A 20,198-nucleotide genomic window follows, 5' to 3' on the forward strand; every position below is an offset into this window, starting at 1 on the left:
TCCAGAGAAAAGGCTTCCAGAATGGTCATTGGCATACCTTCATACCAGATTGACGGAAAAAGTAGGGCTGTACAGGTTTGCATCCCCTGTTGCACACCATACCTGTCAAGGGTTCCCAGGTAATGGATGTTGGACGAAACAGAACTTGCACGCTCGACCAGATCAGCAAGGGGCCCATCCCCGGCGATAGACAGTTTATAGGCTGAATTCTGAAATGTCGATAACAAAATATTTACCCCTTTTTCGTCGCTTAACCGGCCAATGTACAGGAAATGCCCGGCTCTGATCTGACGTAGTTGCTCAGGCCTTTGAACAAAATTAGGTTTGATGAGCAGTTTGGCCGGATCAATACCTAATTGCGATGACCTGTACAGATTCCGGGCAAAATCAGTCAAAACCAAATAGCGATCTACTAAGTGCCAGGTACCTATCTTCTTGTGAAACCAGACAACAAACGCCAGCCAGAATGTTTGTACAACTGAGTCCCGGAATACTTTAAGTTGTACAGCTTTCCAGGGAAAATCAGCGTACATGCTATCCGTAAAAATTGTATTACCATTCATTAAAGACCCCGAAGGACAAAGCAGGCGATAGTTATGTAAGGTCAGCAAAACCGGAACGCCAAACCGTTTGGCAGTACGGATAATAGCCGGGCCACTCGCATAATGCCAGTTGTGAATATGGACAACATCTGGTTTAAATACCTGAATCTTCCTTCTTACCTTAATGATGGCTGATAAATTCCAGACAGAGAAAAAAAACTGCAAAGCACCACGCCACCCGTTTTTGTTATGAAACACTAGTGTTTCGACCTGATTTCCTTCTTGCAATAGGGATTGCTCCTGTTCAAAGACGGCATCTTCCCCCCCTCTAAACTGGTAATGCGTATGAATTAAAAGTATTTTCATTTATCGTGCAAAAAGTAGATTAAGAAGCTTATACTTAACCCGCTCGGGTATGGAATAGGGACGGGTAAACTGATTGAGAAGGTATTTATCTAGTTCTATTGTGTCCGAAAAGCGAAATTGACGGATATGCCTTTGGTCAATTTTAGTTTTGAATCGGTTGAAGCGTTCATTTGTGTGCGTTGACGCAGGATTTTCCAAACCGATATTCTGCACTTTAGATTCTGCCGGAAATACAGTATATAACCCTTTCTTGTATTGATGATAACACCATCTTATTGCCCAGGAATTAATATCACCACGCATTTGTCGATCCAGCATGTCAGACATATCCGAACCCATTCTATTGAATAATTTCCGCTGGGTGTCATTGCATCGAAAGGATGCGTAGTCTTTCACTTGCCAGTCAATGGGTGTCCATCTATCCTTCCAGGTTGCCCAACCCCAGGATGAAGCTCGTTGAGTAAAATAAACCTCATCGGGCCGTAGCCCTTTCATAGGCATTGTAAACCCTGAAATAGAGAAAACACTGGCATGGTGTTCATAATAGTCCAGCGCCTGGTTCATGAAAGACAGGAAATTAGGGCTGGTTTCTAAATCATCTTCAAGTACAATGATTTTACCATAATCATTAATAATTTGCGTGACCCCCGATATAATTGAAGTTGCCAGGCCTTTGTTAGTTGGCGATTCGTGTATGGTGATTGTCTTAAAATCGGTGATGGTTTTTAAATAGGATCGAACTTCACCTACTGAATCAATATCTTTTTCACTTTTTGCAGCGTCAGAAAAAACAAATAAGTCGCTCTGACTGGATAATTGATTTTTCTGTAAACTAGACACTGTTTGTTGTAGAGTTCCTAAACGCTTGTAAGTAAATAATAGAATTGGAGCAAGACTCATTTTTTCGAATTAAAAAAAGGCTACATAGTATTTAAATAAAAAAACCTTTATACGGAGAAAAATTTGAATTTCCGCAGCAAGACCTTTAACACTGCTATAAGAGCTTGCATAGTCTTTTTAAGACCAACGACCCGCAATGAAAAAAGAAGCGGATGAAAATCCCTACCCACTAAATTTTTAAGTTTATTGGGAGTCAAATTAATTATCACATTTAAATTATTTTTAAGAAACGGAATGCCGTGATTTGACGTCTTGAAAGATATTAGATTAATTTTCAAATTACTAATGTGTTTATACTGTTCGATATCCCAACTACTTTTTGATGAATGAAAATAATAGATAGTCTCTGGATTAGTAATAAAGTTTTTCGTATCATAAAAAGGTAATAACTTAAAATTAGTTAGGCTTTCACTAAGTATTGGATTTTTATAGGGAGCATTAATTTTCTTCGCTAAGGTCATAATTTCAAATTGCCCATTGAAACTATATATCCTTTCAGCGTTCAGTTGTTGACCAAGTATTACTGAGATAAATCCACCCGCAGAGCTACCAACAAAGATATTTTTATAACCAAGGGTCTCATTTCGAATAAACTCCAATAATTTTATAGGATCGTTTATATCATTGTTGATTCCTGTTAAATACCATTGTTTTTTTATATCTCTAAAAAATATGTGTTTATGACCTTTGGCAATACGGTTCTTGTATAGCTCAAATTTATTATTTTCAATTATAGACTTTATGAACTCCGCTTCATTATTAGGATAATAAATATTGTTACTACTGAAATATAAAATGCAGTATTCTTTACGAACTTTGTGGTTATACTCGATAGTATAGTTTAAATTATTGTTATATTCATCAATAACCAATTCTGAATCAGTTTGAAATATACCAGATTTTAAAACTTCCATAGCCAGGGAAATAAAACGCGTAAGTGAATTGACAAGAAATGTTTAAGTGCAATCGAAAGGCCATAATGACGATTTTCGAATATAAAAAAATACTTCGGGTGACTATTACCAAGAGGTGAGTATAAAGCTTTAACTCTTTTTATAAATGGAATTTTCGAGTAGCACCATTTCGGCAAGGAACAATTTCTTTCGCAAACACCAATATATTTTCGTGTTGTTATAATCTTGTACCCGTAAGTCATAGCGCGTAAACCGTAGTCATAATCACCTATTGCATGAGGAAATATTGGGTCCAACAGTCCAATGGCGTTGCTTATCTGCTTACTGACTAATACGACATTTCCGTTAATCTTAGCACAATATTGTAGTTGTCCATTAGGTACAACTTCTGCGTCAGACAAGGATCTTCCTCCATAAGTGAATTCTCCTGTCTTTGAAGAGTTAACAGCACCACATACTAGAACAGCTTCATTTGCATACGACTCAACTGATAACAGTTCTATAATTCCTTCGTTTGATAATAAAGTGTCATCATTTAACCATAGATAATAATCAAAATCATGGGCCACTCGGGCTGTTGCCCAAGCTAAATGCATACCTCTATTCCAGTAAAGCGAGCCTGTTCCCTGAATAACGTTCACCTTTTCATAAGCCTCGTGCACAGCTTCACTTGTACCATCTGTGCAACCATCATCTACCAGAAAAACTTGTATAGCAATATTGTCTGGTAATTGACATTTATAAAGTGCATCTAGGCAGTTAAGCGTAAACGTTTTTCGATTATGGCAGGTGAGTAATACCGCTATAGTTTTCATGAACTTTGTTTTGTGAGGATAGAAACGGCTACAGACTGCTTATGAACTTTATCTAGTTCTTCTCAAATATAAACAATACCCAATTAGTCATTATCTAAATGATCCGCTATCAATATTAGTTTAAGCTAACGCCTTTAAACTCTCTCTTCTCTCACTTAGGTGAAATATTTTTTGCTCAAAATACACTATAATAGCCTTAGCCTCTATAAGCGTTGTACATGAAGCATCGTTGTAAAGGTTATTGTTATATAGTTAAATATTTCTAATAAATTTGGCCGGATTACCCCCCCAAATTTGATTGGCAGGAATATCCTTCGAAACGACTGAACGAGCAGCAATTATTGAATTATCCCCAATAGTGACTCCTTTTAAAATAATAGAGCCAGCACCAATAAAAACGTCATTTCCAATACTAACCGGTTTTCTTAACACCAAACTTCGATCCTCAGGAATCTGCCGTCTGTCATAGCTGCTTAAACTATGAAAGTCTGTGTCATAAATGATTGTTTGTGCTCCTATTCTGACATTATTGCCGATTGTAATCTTATGATGGCATGTAATTACTGTATAGCTTAAACCAACATTATCGCCAATGGTAAGTTGACTATTATAGTTCATTATAAAAAAACAAGGCTGATACTGACCGGACCTTACATTGTTGATTCGAAAATTATATCCAATATTCATTTTACAACCTGATGTAATATCAATAACAGGTTTACCCACGGTTCTAAAGCCTTTTTTATAAGATATATTTAAAATATAAAACAAATATTTAGTTGTGTATGTATCTAATGCACCAAAGAAGCGTCTTAATATATAACGCGATGCACGATATAGATAGAGGAGTATAGATTTCATAAATTTTTTTTCAACCAGGGAATAAGTTAGAAACTTAGGTCTTTCCTTAAAAAGGATTCGTAAAGCCAAGCTTAGTGAAGAACATCAATGTGACTGAATACGTCCAATTAACTGAAGATGGCATGTATGTCATAGTATTTTATGATATACCCGGAAAGTGAGTTAATATGGTACATAGGTCAAATACAAAAAATTAAGCTTTTATTATTAATCGTAATTTCCTTTCAAGATGCCACTCCTAACCTTTATTAATCCGTGAATTAGCTTTTAAACAAAGTCCTTTTTCGTTGTTACGAGAATGATTAGGATAAGTGAGTATTCTGACTACTATTTTCAGAGTATTCAGCTTGTGTAGATAAAGTCGGTCGACTATTATGTAATGGTCGTGTGTATTTCCTGTCAAATATGCCTAATACCCAATATTTCATTTCCTGGTTAGTCATGCCTCTGAACTCTTTAGAGAAACACATACCGATCATTACCCAAAGCATGAAAATAGATAAATCAAATTTACTAAAGTCTTCAACCCAAGCGTAGTCCCATCGAAAGACTACATTTAAGCCTATTATTTTTATGAAAATGTTGTTTGAATAGTAGATGGCTAATTGTGATGCTTTAAAAAAGACAAAGAAGTAAAGCACTACGCCAATAATTCCAGTCCACGTAAATACATTCAAAATAGATACTTCGTTACTGAAACGTTCCATTTTCCCCGTTTTCAATACCTCCAATGCATATAGACCAAATGTTTCAGATTCGTTTCCGCGAGCAGGAGATCTACCCAAAACAATATAACCATATTTAACTGAAGAGTTCAATACTTGACTATATATTCCGGTGCGCGTATCTGCCATCAAACTACTTTCTACGCTTTTCCCCTCTCTAATTGTATTAGTCGTATAATTCCCCTCTATATATTCATCCATCTTAAATATATTAAAGACACCTGTTACACCTAGTGTAAAAAGAAGAAATGGAAGAATTAGAAAGGTAAGCCGTGCTATTCGTAGTATATTATTTATGGGAAAGAGACGTAGATAATATATGAAACTCAGCAAAAAAGAGACCGTAAACTTTATTACATTACTTCTAGCATCCAGATTTCCAATAAACACAAATAAGCAAAAAAATAGTATTATTAATCTCCATTTCAATTTAATTACTGAAAAAAATAGTAGTAGAAAGCTTATGGGAGTTAAATATCTCCCACTAGCATTTGGATGTGTAAAGAAGATTACAAAAAAGAAGAAACTTGGCAAGGCATATTTTATCCAAGCACTAAAAATTTTCTGCAATAAAACTTTATTTGTAGTTATATATATTGATAGTGGCAAAAGTAACACCATACTTGTCCCTACTAAATTCTTCCACTCCCAGTAATTTTCGGCAACAAAAAATCCTCTAAAAATACATATGATGTTCCAAGTCAATAATATCAATATTGATTGTATATTCTTTTTATTATTTAAATTGAAGTAAATAGGCTTTGCCTTTAGAAATGTGAATAATATTGTTGCATAAACGGCCCACCATACATATGTATTTCCAATAGGTAGTTTACTCCAATGATTTATAGATGATATAGTAATTAAAAGTACAGTAAATGGAATAATTTTTGAATACGTTAATGCAATTTTCATATTGTCGTTTTTTATACTGTTACTAAACCTTTATCTGCTTTCCTAATAAAAAAACTCTTTTTGCTTACGACTAATTAGGTTCATACTCAGATCTTTCACGCATATTCACTTCTGTTAAGATATTAGTATGCATACTATAGAAACTTTGCTTTTCAACTTACCTGAATTTGTCCATTTCTTATACAATTAATATTGATTTATCCTCTTATAACTGCGGAAAATAATTCGAGTCACTTCGCATCAATTTGAACAACTTTTACTACTTATCACCTAAAACATTGGAGATTGATTAATTATAGCTTCCAAATTCTTTTTATTATTAAAGATCTCTGATGGCTCATTTTCCCACCATTTTGATTCTAATAATCTGTTTTGAATACTATCAGAAAATCGATATTTAATAATTTTTGCTGGCACCCCGGCAACTATTGCATATGGAGGAATATCTTTTGTTACTATAGCACCTGCTGCTACAACAGCGCCATGGCCTATTGTTACTCCGTCCATTATGATTGATTTCGTACCAATCCACACATCACTGCCAATATTTATTAAACTATGCTCTTTAAAGTCTAGATTTCTTTCTACCAATTGAATTTTTAAAGCATTGTTGGCTTTATAAAATAATGGCGATGTGGAAAACATGTTCAAAGGGTGCGCCCCTAGACCAATCATTACATCTTTAGAGATTGAACAATAATTACCAATCTTTGCAAACTGTACAAAAGAATTTCTGCCTACATAGGTAAAAAATCCTATTTGGCTAAAGTTGATTGTCGTGTTTTTAAATATATGAGAGTTAAATCCAATTAATGTTTCCTTGGAAAAGGTGCATCCAGAATCGATTATTGCCTTTGAGTAGCGACGTTTATTTTCTAAATCTCTCGATTTAGCGTTCACTAATTCTAATATGGATAATATCAATCCATAAGGCACCCATATGAGTCGTGATAAGATTTTTTTCATTACTATCTAAAGTTACCAGTAACAGGCATTTTCTACTACAGAGGCATTAATCGGCTTTTCCTGTTGGCCTGGTCTTACCCAATGCTCATTAAATAAATTAGTATACGGCCAGACTATAAAATTTTCCCATCGTTTACCCTTAATGCCAAATAACAATTGAGTAGCTCCGGCTAGATGAACGGACTTTTTGCCCATACGTTTCACGTGAGCAGCCAGTGGGAAGCCATAAGCACCGCAACCAATAATACAGATATCATAGTCGGTATTGTCTATCTGAGCTTTCATGTGCTCCAAGGCTTCAAACCAGTCCTGAAAATTTGTATCGGTACCAGCTACACTTTGTACAGCTTTAATTGTTTTAAGTTCAAAATCGGGCAGTATTTCTATGTCAAAAAGCAAATGCCTTTTTTCATACTGTTGTTCTATAGTCTCAGCGAACGGATGGACGACTAACACTTTTTTACCTTTTAAGGCGCGTGTCCAGGGACGGGTTGAAAAGAAAGGCTCCAGGTCTTCCAGAACCACACGTTTCACTCTAACTAGCTCCTTAGAGAAGTATTTTTCTTCATGCAACCATGCACCTAAAATATCAACATTAGGAATTTCACGAAGCATCAATTCACAAAATTTTTCAATCTTAGTTACTTCTGCGGGAAAAAAACCGCTCCATTTCTGCATTTGGTTTATTATACTTTTACTCCACCACCATGGCAAGGATTTCCCTTGAATGTAACTTAACCAGTTTGAATTATTCTGTTTTACGCCAATATAGTTGATCAGACATGACATTTCAGTTGATCCAAATCTTGCGATCATGCAAGGCTCATCGTTCACTAAATAGCTATAAATAAGATCATTTGCATAGTTTTTATTCGAAAACATTTTCCAATTACGTCCGGTTGCTATAGAGCCCGGCTTCGCTATACCGTATAACTTACTAAAGCTTTTGAGTGTGTTTTCCAGTATAATATTCATCGAGCTTTTTGATTTGTTCAGAATTAAATGTCCCATCTTCCTCTGCTATTATCCAATCTTTCTCGCTTGGGTAACTATGCCAGAAATCTCTTGGACAAACCTTTATTCCATTGTTCAATAACGCAGGTTTGTAAGAAAAAGAGCTTTTGCTTGTGATTAGTAAATCTGCATAAACCATATGCAAAAATGAATCCTGTCCGCTCATATCCAGGCAGAAAGTCAGATTTTTATAGCCGATAAAACTTTTAAAATCGTTCAAATTTCCCTGCGAAAATAGGTAGATCTTAACTTCTTTATCAGTGTTTATATGTTTTAAAACGTTATTTAAGACATGTTCGAAATAATTGTTGTCCTGCCATCTCATTATATGGTTCGTATTACCTTTTTTTTGACCGATAGTTATATCACCTCGTCTAATATGAATGGCTACGTTATATACGTTTTCATCATAAACTAGCTGATTCTTCTCTCTTGCTAATGCGGCATAAAATTTCTTTTTAATCGCATCACAAACACCAAATTGCTCTTTGTAGAATTGATCCTGTTCAGCAATAAAAACGACTTTTTTGTTTTTATAAGAGTGAATGATCCGTTTGGTCAGCTCTATTTCTTCCCTTTTATTTTCGTCGAATAAGGGTAATCGAACTGCCGTGTAGCCTTTAGTATTCAATAATAACTCAGTCTGTACTTCATCCTCCCCAAAGCCTAAAAAATCCTCCCACGACTTAGTTGAAAAAGGTGTATGGGAAAATTTCAACCCAAAATAGTGCGCATACCAATATCCAGCATTCCAGTTTGCTAATTGATGCCCAACACCGGCACCTCTGTTCGGAATAGCGGAGTAATAATTACTGTCAGTTAAGTTAAAAACGTTGTTTTTATTTAATTTATAATGCCAATAGCTATTATATAAAAATGGATAGAAAGATGTGTAGCGAAACTTAACAACAATTTTACTCCACAAGCGAGACTTGATTTTACTCAACATAGCGAAAATATTTTCACGAACCATGGTCTAAATAAATCTTCTTTTTCTTTTTCGTTAATATATAGATATAAGGTTAGTTAGCTTCACCTACAACTGGATAACCTCTCATTTTCCATCTAATTTTCGTGCTTACTATAAATGATATTGCGAAGAATTTTAAATATTTATCTTTATATAATGCTAACTCCATTGGCAAGAATTGACTAATAACCCCTTTAGAAAGGTTATCTAAAAATAAATTAATATCCTTGTAACCATTTTTTTTTATTAAACTATACAATCCATGTCTCAATTCATATTTCATAAATATTATAAAATCCTTATTATTAGCTCCTGAACTAATCCAATTATCATATACGTAATTATACCTATTTGCTTTATGAAGCAAAACACTTGAATTGAAATTCGATGTGGTTTGTCCTTCTACCCCCCCTACATATACACTTAATGGAAAACCACAATATACAACTTGTGTTATGAGAGCCAAAGAAAAGAATAAAGCAAAGTCCTGATTTCTTTTCATTCCTAAAGGAAAGCCTTTCGTTTTGTTAAATTCTATTCTTGAAACGATTGTAGCACTCGTATGGAGAAAAACATGTGGGTTTTCAAAAAAATTAATTTCCACTATCTTCTTCATATATTTCCTTGTAGTTCTCAGGATTTCTACTTTATCTGAATTTCTTACAATCCCTGCGCAACAAAACATACCTGCTTTTGGATAGAGTTTAATTGCTTTTGCCATTGTGGCTAAATATCCTGGCAGCCACAAATCATCGCCATCTAAAAATGCTATATATTCATATCTAGCATTTGCTACACCTACATTTCTTGCAACGCTTACGCCCTGATTAGTTTGGTTAATGACTTTTATTCTACCATCAGAAAATTTTTTCGTGATGACTTCAGTAGAATTATCTGTTGAACCATCATTAACCAGGATAACTTCAAATTCTGTAAAGCTTTGTTTCAGAACTGAACCTAATGTCTCTACAATAGTATGGGCTTTATTGTAGAGAGGAATAACTACGGTTATCATATTTTTTGCAGGAAAGTTAAAGACTCCGTTAGATAGCTTTTAGACGCTAGTATCTGTGCATTCAGTGTACTTTTATAATCTTTAATTTCAGGCCCGGAAAACTCAAATTCATGAGCCTTTTCATTTTCAATTATCCTATCCTGTAAATCAAGTTTACGAAGCATTGACCGCACTCTGGTAGAAGCTTTGGGCATGGCTATATAGGTGTAAAATCTTTTATGCAGAAAGACGGAAAAGGCAACCCCATGAAACGAGTCTGTAACTACATATTCAGCATCATTTATGTATCCTGCAAACTCTTCTGGTCCCGTATCAAAAAGCTGTATATCCACATCATAGAACTTGTGTGCTTTTTGAGTTTGGCAAATGATTATGTATCCTGTTTTTTCTTTTATTTTTTTTGCTATTTCAACTAGATTCTCTGCTCCATTCAGGTCGTAAATGAAAATGTATTTTCTTTTCTCATCCGGTCCAATGGCCATTTCTGACCATTGATTTTTTGATAGTAGAAAGGTTGGGTCTAGTACTGATTGAACAGTTCGGCCCGTAACGGTGGAAATAAAAGCGGCACCATCTTCTTCTCTACAACTTAGCGAATCGAAATCGAGTAAGTATGGCTTCAATTCGTTCGCTATTTCTTCTGTAAAATTTGACATACCAAAGCTGGGTGCATACGCTATCTTTAACCCGTTCCATTTCTCAAATCCCAGGAAATATACCTTTTTGTATTCTGCTTTTGGATGAAAGACCTGGTCGCTTCCGGTTATGTATATATCCATGTCAGGTACATTTTTCAGGAATTCTTCCTGGGTTTTGTATCTCTTTGTCAGGGATAAGTGTGTTGCTACAAAGCTTTTAAATTTATTCTTTCGATTTTTTAGCTTTGAATATCGGATAAGCGTACAAATTAATTGAAACAAATAAATAAGTATATTCTTTCGAAACAACGGAAATACACTGTACTTTTTATCATGCTTATCGGTATAAAAATCAATAACCTTTACATTATAATCAGGAAATTGGATTTTTAAATATGTTTGTAAAGCATATACCTGCAAAACAGCTCCATAGTTGATCGGTGTGTGAAAAGTTACTATGCCAACTCTTATTTCCTTCTCTTCAAAAGTTTCTCTTTTAGTACTCATTCTATTAATATTTTGTATTTACAGAACAAAAATTCGTTTTAACAGTCTGCTTATTTTCTTTTTTATCCGGATGGATAAGTTCCCATGGTTTGCTGTGTAATATCTCTTCACCAGGGGGGCCATGTCCGCTTTGAAACTAGCCAAGTCTCCATTCTGTAAGGCGTCCAGAAACGCGAGATGGCTTTTCTGCGCTATTTTTTCCCTTAGTTCGTAGATTTCCTTTCGTTGGGGTGATATCACAAACTCACCGGCACTTACCCGTTTTTCGGGAAACCATTCCTGCTTTAGTTCTTTTTTCGCAATACGGCCAGACAATGCTTCTCTACGATGTCTGAAACCTCCGTCTTGTGATCGGGCTACTTCCTCCGCTGTTAATTCGCTTAATTCCAATTCACCGCTGATTTGTGCTTCATTCAGTAAGTTTTGAATTTCCTGATTTCTTACTATGATTAGGGAGGTTCCCTTTGGATCTTTAGTGAATTGTGGCAGCCAGGCATCACCAAGGCTAATGTCAGCCGTTTCCCCAACTACATCGTCACAATAGTCACACGCCATTGGTTTAAAGAAACCAGACCCGTAATCGGTGCCGTATATTTCTCCGGCGTTTTTGTATCGTTCGATGGTATCTGCGTTTGACCATACCTGGTATATTTTCTGGCTGGCGGGTCTATCGGCGTATTTTCTTCTAAAGTCAATACCAATCAGGTTTTCCGGTTTTACGCCTAGTTCCCAACCAATCATTTTAGCCTGGTTAGCGCTTTTCATACCACCACATACTATCCCTACGGTAAACGCTATTCGTTCTTTCAGTACAGCATCTTCATTAGCGAGTAGTCGGAGTGTTTTTATAAAGCAAGGAACGCCGGTAATGGCATATCGCCCTTCCTGTTCTTTGATTCGGGCAACTACTTTATCGAGTGTTACCGGATAATAAGATGATTTGGAGCCTTTCAGGACTTCATTTTTATCGGAGAAGAAGCCGTAGTCAAATAAAGGGTTACCGGTGTCTGACGTTTCGTTAGGGACTAATTGTATAAAGTAGTCAATCTTATTCTTTTCCAGTAGTTTATACCCAATCCATTTACCCAGTCCACCCGAGCTTCCTCTTTCTCTGAATGCACCCTTTTCTACGTGACCGGCATAATTGGCTATATATTTCCCAATTTTCTTGTCTCTATTTTCCAGTTTAGGGAAAAATATGTCGGCTAACTCATCTTCATTTTTGGATTTCCCTGAAAAAGGGCACACGCTTAAAACGTTGTGATTATTTGTATCGATATCGCTTTTTGGTACTGCAACATAAGTACCAAACTCATCCATTTTCATGTTAAAGGCTGAGTCTTGCTTTGTTGCACAGGCTCCACATCCTATACAGTAGCCGCCCTTTATCACTGTTTCATATAATGTTCTGGAATCAGTCATGATTTTTTGATCTTGCGTAGCTTAATTATCGCTTACTAGTATCTATGCTTTGTATTTTATGTACAGGTTGTGTTTTGTAAGCTTACCTGTAAGGTTATTTACTAAAGCAATTATTTTCTCTTTTTCAGTTTTAATTAATCCAAACCAGCTAACGGTTACGATCATTAAAATTATATTCAAGGAGAATATGATTAACAACCTCATAATACCTGGCGGGATCATATAGACAGTAATCGTTGAGAAGATTATAACAATTAAGCTTGTTGACAGGCATCTTATGATGACATCTTTTATATAGAGGATTATGGATAAACCACATTCTTTTTTGGCAAAATATAATACGATGCCAAATGAGCGAATTGTTACCTGAACAATAAATACTATATATAAGTAGTAAGGAGGGAAGTTAATCGTAAATAATAACCAGGAGATCAATAACGGGAATATTGCCAGGAATGAAATACTTAATTGGTAGTACTTTATTCTTCCAACGGCTGCTATGGAAACGGGTAGTGTTACGAACAGTTGTTCTATTAAGTTTCTAATTAGCAATAAACGGCAAAAAATAACAGCATACTCTGGCGTTTTTCCCAGCCACAGATCAAGTATGGTAGGCATTTCAATGATTACCGGTATAGCAAAGAATGAAAGTAGAAAGTAGGAAAGCTTGCTGCCAGTCATGATCGAACTAATCATTTGCCCCTTATTTCCTCCGCCTGCACTCTTTACGATAATTGGGTTTAACGCCTTCAGCATAACGCTTGAGAAGGCCCCCAGTTGCCCGGTAATCTGATTGGAAATACCCTGGGCAGCATTGACAGTAGTACCAAAAAATCGATTAACAACAATACCTTGTCCATAATTATTGAGCATCGCGACCATCGAGCCTAAAAACGACCATCCCCCAAAGCTGGCCATTTCCTTAAACAGGTTTTTATCAAAGTCTTTTCTCAATTGAAGTTTACATTCCGCGTACTTTCGGTGGCAATAGACTCTGTTTATGATTAGAATTACTATTGTCAATGAAGCTGACAAAAAGCTATAGGCTATAAGTTTATCAAATAACGTTTCCTTAATGTATAAGGCGATACTGAGTTTACAGACCGATTCTATTGTACTTGTAACAGCAAAAAAAGCCATATTCTCCCTTGAGTTTATGGTGGCGTCATAGGGCACTGAAAGTATGGTAAACAATGTACTCACTATGGTTGCCTGATAAATAATCTTTGTTGCTGCTACTCTTGTTTCCGGTATGTTCAGGATACCATTAAACAAAAAGTATCCTACGATTTCCAGAAGTATAAGAACAAGTATTGCGATTAGTAGATGAAGGATTACGCTTACGTTAAATATTTTCTTTAGTTTATACAGATCACCTGCTCCATGTGCAAACGACATAAATCGTTGTGTAGCAGCGGCCATGGCTGTGTTCAGGAATGTAAGCATGGCCACTGCACCACCAACGAGGTTGTAGATACCAAAATCTTTAGTGCCTAATGCACCCAGCAACACCCGTGTAGCATACAGTGAAATGAATATAGTGACTGCCATACGGGCATATAATAGACCCGTGTTTTTGGCTACTCGATTGGCTGCTTGCATTATGCGTTCAACAGAGCGTCTCTGCTGCTATGTAAGTAGTATGTATTTGTAAGCTTAACTTACTATAGTGTTAGTTTAGGCGTCTTTCAATGCGCATTTATGTCCCCCAGAATCATGCCCTGGACGGTCCACCAGCAAATTTTAAGATCAAGCCAAAGCGATTTTTTTCTATTGTAAAACCGATCTAACCTTACCCGATGTACCATCTTTATTAACTCATCGGTTTCGCCCCGGCAACCTCTGGCTTGTGCAAGGCCGGTGATGCCGGGCTTTGCGCGGTATCGGCTACCATACTTGGGTAGTACTTGCCAGAATTGCGCATCATGCTGCACCGCATGGGGGCGTGGCCCGATCACACTCATTTGACCCATCAGTACATTCAGGAATTGAGGCATTTCGTCCAGATTCGTCTTCCGTAAGAATTGTCCTAGTCTTGTTACCCGGTTATCCTGTTTTTTTGCCTGTATGAATTTGGCACTTGGGTTGTAGGTCATTGTCCGGAATTTCAGACAATAGAACCAGCTTCCCTTGTACCCTGTCCGCTTCTGAACAAAGAGTATGGGACCAGGCGAATCCAGTTTGATGAGAATACCCAGTATTGGAATCATCCAGGACAATATAAACAGGCTTACGAGCAAGGAGAAGCATATGTCGAACCCTCGTTTACCAATGCTCTGATAATTGAAACCGGACCGTGTTTTTGGCTCAGTGTACACATACAGCGGTTTGTAGTGCGTGTCAAGGCTAAGCATAGTGGATGAAGTTACAGTGTGTGAATAAAGGTGTAGTTGTGTATTTATAGCTTATTGGCCTTAGGCTTTGCTCTGGCCCAGCCAGTTCTTCTTAGTGCCTCCGTCGTAATAATGACCGTAGTTGTAGCTGTAGTTGTAATAATAGGATTCGCCTTCACCAACGCCGTTCAGAATAATATTCAGGCGCTGGAATCGATGCTCCTTGAACAGGATCTCCACCATCTTGATGGCGTTCTTCGGCGTATGATCGTGCCGAACAAGAAACAACGTGGCATCGGCATAGGGCGCAATCAATTGCGAATCGGTAACCAAACCAATGGGGGGGGAATCGACCAGTATATAATCGAACCGTTCCTTCAATTCCTCAAACAACTTACCCAGTCGGGGGGAGCTTAGCAGTTCGGCCGGGTTTGGCGGAATTGGACCGGCTGTGATAATAAAATAGTTGTCTATGCCAGCTATGGGTCGCAACAGCTCATCGATAGTAGCTTCGCCAATCAGGTAATTGCTCAAACCTGTCTGGTTTTCCATCTTCAAGCTGTTGTGTAGCTTGGGCTTTCGCAAGTCCATTTCCAGGATTACCGTTTTGTTATCGACCATTGCCAGGCTAGCGCCCAGGTTGAGAGAGAGAAACGATTTCCCTTCGCCACTGATGCTGGACGTGAACAGCACAACCTGCGGGTTGGCAGGATCACTTCGTAAAAAGTGAAGATTGGTGCGCAGTATGCGGATCTGTTCGCCAATGACGGATTGCAGTCGGGGTTTAAAAACCACACTATCTGCCAGAACTTCCTGGCTTCTGACTACTTCGCCCAAAATAGGTACCTGCGTAACGTCTTCTACGTCGGTCCGGTGCATAACTCGATTGTTCAGGGAGTCTTTAGCGGTAATAAACCCGACGGGTACTAACAGGCCTATCAAACAAAAAATGGCAAAAATATTCATTTTAACCGGCTTGACCGGCCCGCTCCCTGCCCGCGCAGCATCGACGGTACGGCTGTCCGGAATAGCCGAAGCGGCAGATAGGGCTGTCTCCTCCCTTTTCTGAAGCAGGTAAGTGTATAACCCGTTTTTGATGCCCTGTTGCCGGGTAATGTTGAGCAGTGCCCGTTCTTTACCCGGTACGGTCCGGATCATTTTCTCCATTCGATTTCCTTTAGCCACCAGTTGGGTACGGTTGCTGGTCAGTTGCTGCCGAATGGTTTGAATATTTTCGTTGATCCGTTCCTTTATCGTTTTTATCTGGCTGTCGAGAGCCAGCAGCACCGGGCTATTACCTGACATGGTTCGGGATACTTCGTCCCGTTTTAACTCAAGCTCAGAAACTTTTGTGAGTAAGCCGAGAAGAATTGGATCACTCAGCCCCAGGGTAGCCGGGGCGAAGCTTTTTTCGGGTCCCTGTTTACGAACATAGCGCTCAATTTCAGCCAGTCCACTCAGGCGAATGTCCACTTCATTGAGCTGCATATCGTTCTCCTTAACGGTTGCCAGGAAGGTTTGCGACTGTAAGCCTAAATCTGTAATACCCTCTGTCGATTTATATGTTTCGACTTCTTTCTCAACAGTAGATAGCTCGCCCGAAATCAACATCAGTCGCTCTTCAATGAAACTCAGCGTATTGCTTGCTTCCTTGTTTTTATCGATGACTGCTTCTTTATTGTATTCATTGATAATCTGGTTCAGGATAGCTATGCCCTTGTCAGGAACGGCATCCTGTAGGCTCATTAGCAGCACCGTAGCCTGTTTAGACGTTGGCTCTACCGTCAGATGACCCAGATAGCGTTCCACGGTTTGGTTATGGTCAGCTGTCATAACACGTATTGGCCCATCCTGTGCCGATACGGGCTTTAGCGTTAAAATCCGGACCTGGCCGTAGGGAGTTCTTATACTCTGATTAAGCGGGTAAGGTTTACCATTGATCTTTGCGGTTTTACTATCTGCAAATGTAATTTCCAGAGGCTCTTCCGGTTTGGTATCGGCTGGTTTTTCAACGAGTAGCCGTATGGGAGCTTGTTTATAGATCTCCCGGTCAATTGTTTTGGTTGGGGTGTAGTAACGAACGTCCAGGCCCAGCCTCGTAACGACCCGATCCATAATGGTGAATGATTTAAGTATCTCTATTTCGTTTTCCACCACTTTGCTGGTGGTGAACAGGTCCAGTTCCTTCATCATACTCTCCTGGTTCATCCCCTTCTTTTCGTCTTTGATCAGCAAACTTGCTTTTATGTTGAAAATGGGGGCCTGATACAGCAGGTAGACATAGGCAGCCGCCAGCATCATCAGAATCGACAGAATGAACCAGGGCCAGTTGCGGAGGTAGCGTGTTACTAAAGCCCTTACGTTTATAGGCGTTTCGAGTTCGTAGTCCTGGTAGGAGTTATATGTATTGGCCATGATAGTTTACTTAAAACGACTGAGGATTACAGCAATAAGGGAGAGTGTACTTAGGCCCAGGGGGAGCAATTGGTTGGTTCGATCGGCAGTGGCTATACGTGCTTTACCGGGCTCAATGTAAACAATGTCGTTTGGATGCAGGTAGTAAAATGGAGACGTAAACACCTCGCGTTTCGTGAGGTCAATATGATTGAAAGTCCGCTGGCCATTTTCTTCGCGAATAACCAGAACGTTGGTCCGTTGCCCGTAAATCGTGATGTCACCGGCCAATCCCAACGCTGCCGGCAGGGTGATCTGTTCACTGGGTATTGAAAAGACGGCTGGCCGGGCCACTTCACCCGAAACGGAGATCTGAAAGTTCAGGTTTCGTACATTGACCGTCGGTTCCTTCAGGTAGTCGAGCAATTTCTGTTTTATCTGAGTAGCAGCCTGACTGTTTGTCAAACCTGTCACGTTGATCTGGCCCATAAGCGGAAGCTCAATTTTCCCGTCTTCACCTACCAGATAGCCGGGGGTATATTGCATAGGCGTGGTTGGGTTGGTTTGTGAGCCAGAATTCCCTGACATAGCCGTTATTACCGCGTAAGGGTTGAAAAAAGCGGTTGCTTCGGGACTTAGGCTACTGACCTGTACGGATAGTAGATCGCCTGCTTTTATGGTAGGAATAAACCGGGCAGCCAGCGTCAGGGTACTATCCCTGCCACTTTCGCCTTTTTGATATAGAGCTAATTCTTTGCTGGAAATACAGCTCGACAGGCTTATGCACACACCCACGACCCAGTAGCCAGTCCAGGTCTGCATTTGGCGTATTCTCATAGAGTTACTTAGTTAACTAACGGTATTGATTTTGTAAATAGCTAGTGTGGTATTGTCTGAGCAGCGCATCGAGCTGGTAGCTCACTTTGTATCGGGTAGCCATGTTATATCCCCGACTGTAGGCATACTCCCAGCGAAACTCTTCGGTTGTTCGTAAGCGCAAGCGCCGGGTCTGAAAAATTCGGCCGGGTGCAATCGGGATGGCGAAGTTGAACCCACCGCTGCCGCCGTTGCCTGTTTTCGATACATAAAAGCCGACTTCTACACTACCCAATTGCCGGATAAAGTCAAAGCGTACCCCACGATCCTGGTATAAATACTGCCCACCCGATAGCTTGAGGGTAACATCGCGGCCGGGAATGCGGTAGGCAACATCGGCCAGCAACAGCACGTTTTTCATCGTTTCGTAGTAGAAACCGTTGGGCGGAAAGAAGTAAAATCCCGTCAGGCCCGACTCCATACCATACGACCATCGTTTTGTCAGGTCAGCATGGCGGTATTGTACGTTAACCCCATACTGGTCGTTATAAAACAGCCCCGCCGACAGGCTCATAAAATTGGTGCCATTCAGCGCCAGGAACTGATTCAGAAACGTTGGTGCGGGTCGTACATTCAGAGCCTGATTGTCCAGCCGATTGATGATCGGGAATAACACGCCCCAGTTTAGAATTAATCCGCGACTGATGTAGAGCTGACTCTGCAAAAGCAGGTTCGTTTTACTTTCTACGATCTGTTCACGAAAGCCAAACTGCGCTATGAACTCGGGCTGTAGCCTGAAGTCAAACTTGTAGGCTCGTCCGTCAAAGGGATGCTCCCGGTTAAACCGTTGCCGGTCATTGCCCGATAGCGTGGTTGTACGAAGGCCCGAACCGAGCTGATAGCCAGCGATCGGCACGCCCTGAAACAGCGGAACGAAGGTGGTAATGCCCTGGGGCACGACCTCTTCAGCTAGCTCCAGCAATCCAATGAGCGGATTCCGGTATAGCCGCTGCTCGTAATAAATTTGATGTCGGGCGGTGTCGACCGTTAGGTTTTCGAAATTCAGAAGTTTGTTGACTGACTGAGAACGCGATTCACCCGTTGACCAGACCAGCAGTCCTACCAGCAGAAACAAACCCTGAACCAGCGGCTCGTTCAATACACTAGTCCGTATACGCTTCCTCACTTTGCTGGCGAATGTTTAGCTGAAAGCCGTTTTGGCAACTGTAGCAGGTTCAGGCTATAGGATGTCCCGAAGGTTAGCTGATCGCCATTCACTAAACCGGCCTGCAGGGTCCAGTGCCTGACCAGACGCGCGTAGAGACCAATATTCACATGCTGTGAATCCCACTCGAACATGAGCCCCGCTTTATTTGCGACACTCAGATTTACACCACCAAAAGGCCCTGCGAGGTAGTAGTAGGGTTTGTCCCGTTTATCTTTCAGGGTATAACCGGTGAAAATATCTGAGTTCTCCTCATTTTTTACGCCTGACCGGTACAGCGAGTAAGGACTACCCATACCGACCGTGAACCCGGCGTCGATAATTTTGCTGAGCTTCACATGCTTTGTTGCAACAAGCGCGTTGGTGATGAGCGAATTGTCGATACCAAATGGGGCCGAAAGAATGAGTGCAACGGATGGCCATCTGGTTTTTTCAGTCATGAAAACATATTTCAGATCGATCTGACGATCACCAATGCCTTCTGCTGCGAAGCCAACCGAGCTACGCGGGGCCATTCCATTTGGTCGAAGTAGATTTACATTTATTTCAAGTCGAGACAACACTACCAGACTTATAAAGTAAATACTCTCAGAGTTCGTCCTGTTGTACTTAATAGCATATCTTGATGGACTATAAGCGTATCCGACGGTAAACGTACCCTCCTCCTGAACATCGGCAGAAGGAATGTACATTAACCCTGACTTGCCGGATATATTTATCTGCCCCCAAAGCGGAGTCGACAGTCCGGTGACCAGCCCAATGACCACTAAAAAAATTTCTCGAATGGCCCTCATTTGCAATAACGTCTCGAACGGTCTATACTATACGTTTCGTAAATAGACAATAAAAAAACCTGTCTT

Annotated in this window: 18 protein-coding genes; all 18 read right to left on the bottom strand. The window is 39.5% G+C overall.

What is annotated here, in order from left to right:
• On the bottom strand, positions 1 to 908 hold a 908-nt coding region (locus CRO74_RS28280), incomplete at its 3' end, for a glycosyltransferase (RefSeq protein WP_097131166.1).
• A complete protein-coding gene (locus tag CRO74_RS28285; protein ID WP_097131167.1) occupies positions 909 to 1,808 on the bottom strand; it encodes a glycosyltransferase family protein in 900 nt (299 codons plus the stop codon). It abuts the gene before it with no gap.
• Between the two features lie 47 nt (positions 1,809 to 1,855).
• Positions 1,856 to 2,722, bottom strand: a complete 867-nt coding sequence (locus CRO74_RS28290; protein ID WP_097131169.1) for a hypothetical protein — start codon at positions 2,720 to 2,722, stop codon at positions 1,856 to 1,858.
• The gene (locus tag CRO74_RS28295; RefSeq protein WP_097131171.1) at positions 2,710 to 3,537 is read right to left on the bottom strand and encodes a glycosyltransferase family 2 protein; all 828 of its coding nucleotides are present in this window, start codon (positions 3,535 to 3,537) and stop codon (positions 2,710 to 2,712) included. The genes CRO74_RS28290 and CRO74_RS28295 overlap by 13 nt, the downstream gene beginning before the upstream one ends.
• Positions 3,538 to 3,789: 252 nt before the next feature.
• Positions 3,790 to 4,398, bottom strand: a complete 609-nt coding sequence (locus CRO74_RS28300) for an acyltransferase (RefSeq protein ID WP_097131172.1) — start codon at positions 4,396 to 4,398, stop codon at positions 3,790 to 3,792.
• A 302-nt stretch (positions 4,399 to 4,700) separates the two neighbouring features.
• A complete protein-coding gene (locus tag CRO74_RS28305) occupies positions 4,701 to 6,038 on the bottom strand; it encodes a hypothetical protein (protein ID WP_097131174.1) in 1,338 nt (445 codons plus the stop codon).
• Positions 6,039 to 6,308: 270 nt separating this feature from the next.
• Complete coding sequence (locus tag CRO74_RS28310) at positions 6,309 to 7,004, bottom strand: CatB-related O-acetyltransferase (protein WP_097131176.1); 696 nt, start codon at positions 7,002 to 7,004, stop codon at positions 6,309 to 6,311.
• A gap of 12 nt (positions 7,005 to 7,016) precedes the next feature.
• Entirely contained in the window at positions 7,017 to 7,979 is a 963-nt protein-coding gene (locus tag CRO74_RS28315) for a hypothetical protein (protein ID WP_097131178.1), read from the bottom strand.
• Entirely contained in the window at positions 7,942 to 8,991 is a 1,050-nt protein-coding gene (locus CRO74_RS28320; RefSeq protein ID WP_218840245.1) for a hypothetical protein, read from the bottom strand. The genes CRO74_RS28315 and CRO74_RS28320 overlap by 38 nt, the downstream gene beginning before the upstream one ends.
• Before the next feature lie 49 nt (positions 8,992 to 9,040).
• The gene (locus tag CRO74_RS28325) at positions 9,041 to 10,003 is read right to left on the bottom strand and encodes a glycosyltransferase family 2 protein (protein ID WP_097131179.1); all 963 of its coding nucleotides are present in this window, start codon (positions 10,001 to 10,003) and stop codon (positions 9,041 to 9,043) included.
• On the bottom strand, positions 10,000 to 11,148 hold the full coding sequence (locus CRO74_RS28330; RefSeq protein WP_097131180.1) for a polysaccharide pyruvyl transferase family protein: 1,149 nt from the start codon (positions 11,146 to 11,148) through the stop codon (positions 10,000 to 10,002). The genes CRO74_RS28325 and CRO74_RS28330 overlap by 4 nt, the downstream gene beginning before the upstream one ends.
• 18 nt (positions 11,149 to 11,166) lie before the next feature.
• Positions 11,167 to 12,570, bottom strand: coding sequence for a Coenzyme F420 hydrogenase/dehydrogenase, beta subunit C-terminal domain (locus CRO74_RS28335; RefSeq protein ID WP_097131182.1), 1,404 nt, complete (start codon positions 12,568 to 12,570; stop codon positions 11,167 to 11,169).
• 42 nt (positions 12,571 to 12,612) lie between these two features.
• A complete protein-coding gene (locus tag CRO74_RS28340; protein WP_097131184.1) occupies positions 12,613 to 14,172 on the bottom strand; it encodes an MATE family efflux transporter in 1,560 nt (519 codons plus the stop codon).
• Between the two features lie 86 nt (positions 14,173 to 14,258).
• Positions 14,259 to 14,924, bottom strand: a complete 666-nt coding sequence (locus CRO74_RS28345; RefSeq protein WP_097131186.1) for a sugar transferase — start codon at positions 14,922 to 14,924, stop codon at positions 14,259 to 14,261.
• 60 nt (positions 14,925 to 14,984) lie between these two features.
• On the bottom strand, positions 14,985 to 17,318 hold the full coding sequence (locus CRO74_RS28350; protein ID WP_097131188.1) for a GumC family protein: 2,334 nt from the start codon (positions 17,316 to 17,318) through the stop codon (positions 14,985 to 14,987).
• A 6-nt stretch (positions 17,319 to 17,324) separates the two neighbouring features.
• Positions 17,325 to 18,134, bottom strand: a complete 810-nt coding sequence (locus CRO74_RS28355; RefSeq protein ID WP_097131189.1) for a polysaccharide biosynthesis/export family protein — start codon at positions 18,132 to 18,134, stop codon at positions 17,325 to 17,327.
• 16 nt (positions 18,135 to 18,150) lie between these two features.
• Entirely contained in the window at positions 18,151 to 19,299 is a 1,149-nt protein-coding gene (locus CRO74_RS28360; RefSeq protein WP_245878008.1) for a YjbH domain-containing protein, read from the bottom strand.
• Positions 19,296 to 20,132 (bottom strand): YjbH domain-containing protein, encoded by an 837-nt coding sequence (locus CRO74_RS28365; protein WP_097131191.1) that lies wholly within the window; start codon positions 20,130 to 20,132, stop codon positions 19,296 to 19,298. The genes CRO74_RS28360 and CRO74_RS28365 overlap by 4 nt, the downstream gene beginning before the upstream one ends.
• Positions 20,133 to 20,198 lie beyond the last annotated feature (66 nt).

The sequence above is a fragment of the Spirosoma fluviale genome, from assembly GCF_900230225.1.
GTDB lineage: Bacteria > Bacteroidota > Bacteroidia > Cytophagales > Spirosomataceae > Spirosoma > Spirosoma fluviale.